This window comes from Microvirga sp. GCM10011540 (genome assembly GCF_042650665.1).
Taxonomy (GTDB): domain Bacteria; phylum Pseudomonadota; class Alphaproteobacteria; order Rhizobiales; family Beijerinckiaceae; genus Microvirga; species Microvirga lenta.
In genome coordinates this window covers 1-1,448 of the sequence record NZ_JBHSBQ010000077.1, presented here as the reverse complement: position 1 = coordinate 1,448, position 1,448 = coordinate 1, and the positions used below count along the sequence as shown (strand labels likewise).

At 65.4% G+C, this 1,448-nt stretch carries 1 protein-coding gene; it reads right to left on the bottom strand.

The features are described 5' to 3' along the window. Positions 1–112 precede the first annotated feature (112 nt). On the bottom strand, positions 113–1,168 hold the full coding sequence (locus ACFOYU_RS15330; protein WP_377034257.1) for an IS110 family transposase: 1,056 nt from the start codon (positions 1,166–1,168) through the stop codon (positions 113–115). Between the last annotated feature and the right edge of the window lie 280 nt (positions 1,169–1,448).

Below are 1,448 nucleotides of genomic sequence, written 5' to 3'. Positions count from 1 at the left end.
TTTTTTGGTCAGGCTTGCGATGCGCCGGGCAACCGTTCATCCATCCTGTCACATCCTTCTCGCGAACCTCGGCGGGAACTCTATCCTCGAACTGTCGGCCCTCTGAGCAGGCTCAGACTGCGTGGGGAGTAAACTCCGGATCGTAACCGTTCGTGTGGTTCAGCACGCTCCACGCAATGCGAGCGAGCTTGTTGGCCAAGGCCGCGGCGAGCACATTGCGGTGCAACCGCGCTCCGGCTGCTTGCAGCCACTGGCCAAACTTGTGCCCGGCCCAGCAATGTGGGCGCTGGAGAAGGGCTTGCGCACCGCTCACGAAGAGGGTGCGCAAGTAGCGGTTCCCACGTTTGGACAGGCCGCCCAGAATGGTACGGTCTCCGGTGGAGATCTGCTTGGGCACGAGCCCAAGCCAAGCGGCAAAGTCGCGGCCTTTGCTGAAGGCGGCTCCTGTTCCCACCGCCGCCACCATGGCACTGGCCGTGATCACGCCCACACCCGGGATGCCCATCAGCCGCTGGCAGGCCGCATCCTGACGGGCCAGATCGCCGATCTCTCGGGTGAGCGTCTCGATGCGCCCATCCAGCCAGCGCCAATCTCCCGTGAGATCCTCGATCAGGTGGATCATGCGCGCTGAGAGCACGTCCGTACGCTGGGCGAGAAGAGTGGGCAGCGCCTCGCGCAAGCCAGTTGGCCCCTGACGCACCGGGATGCCACACTCGAGCAGGAAACCGCGGATCTGATTGATGACGGCGGTGCGTTGCCCAATCAGTCGACGGCGGACGCGGTGCAGGGCCTGCAAGTCGAGCTGCTCGGCCGCCTTCACGGGCACCGGCCGCATGGTCGGGCGTTGCACCGCCTCGGCGATGGCCTCGGCATCGCGGTAATCGTTCTTGTGCCCTTTGAGGAAAGGTTTGACGTATTGGGCCGGCAGCAGGCGGACATCATGACCGAGAGCGCCAAGCTGACGCCCGACGTGGTGGGCTCCGGCGCAAGCTTCCATTCCGATCAGACAGGCCGGCAGGTTGGCCAGACAGGACTGCAGTTGTCCGCGCGAGACCTTCCGGCGCAGCACGATCCTGCCGCGCGCATCCATACCGATGAGGTGGAAGGTGGTCTTGCCCAGGTCGATGCCAATCGTGGCGATGCATTCAGCTGTGGTCTGGTGTGACATGGCATGGCTCCTTGCCTGCGGGATATTCCCGTGCTCCCATGCTCCGCCCGGGAGCACGGCCGGTCCATGCCATTAGACGCTTCGGGCGGCCGAGCAGGAGCGGCCCGAGATTGCAGCCGAGCGTGAGGCTTACCGCCAGCAGATGAGTGAGCTTCCCGTGGACCGCCTGGTGTTCCTGGACGAGAGCGGGGTGACCACCAAGATGGCGCGCCCCCGTGCGCGAGCCCCACGCGGGCAGCGGGCATACGGGAGTATTCCGCTGGGCTCGTGGCAGCGGCTG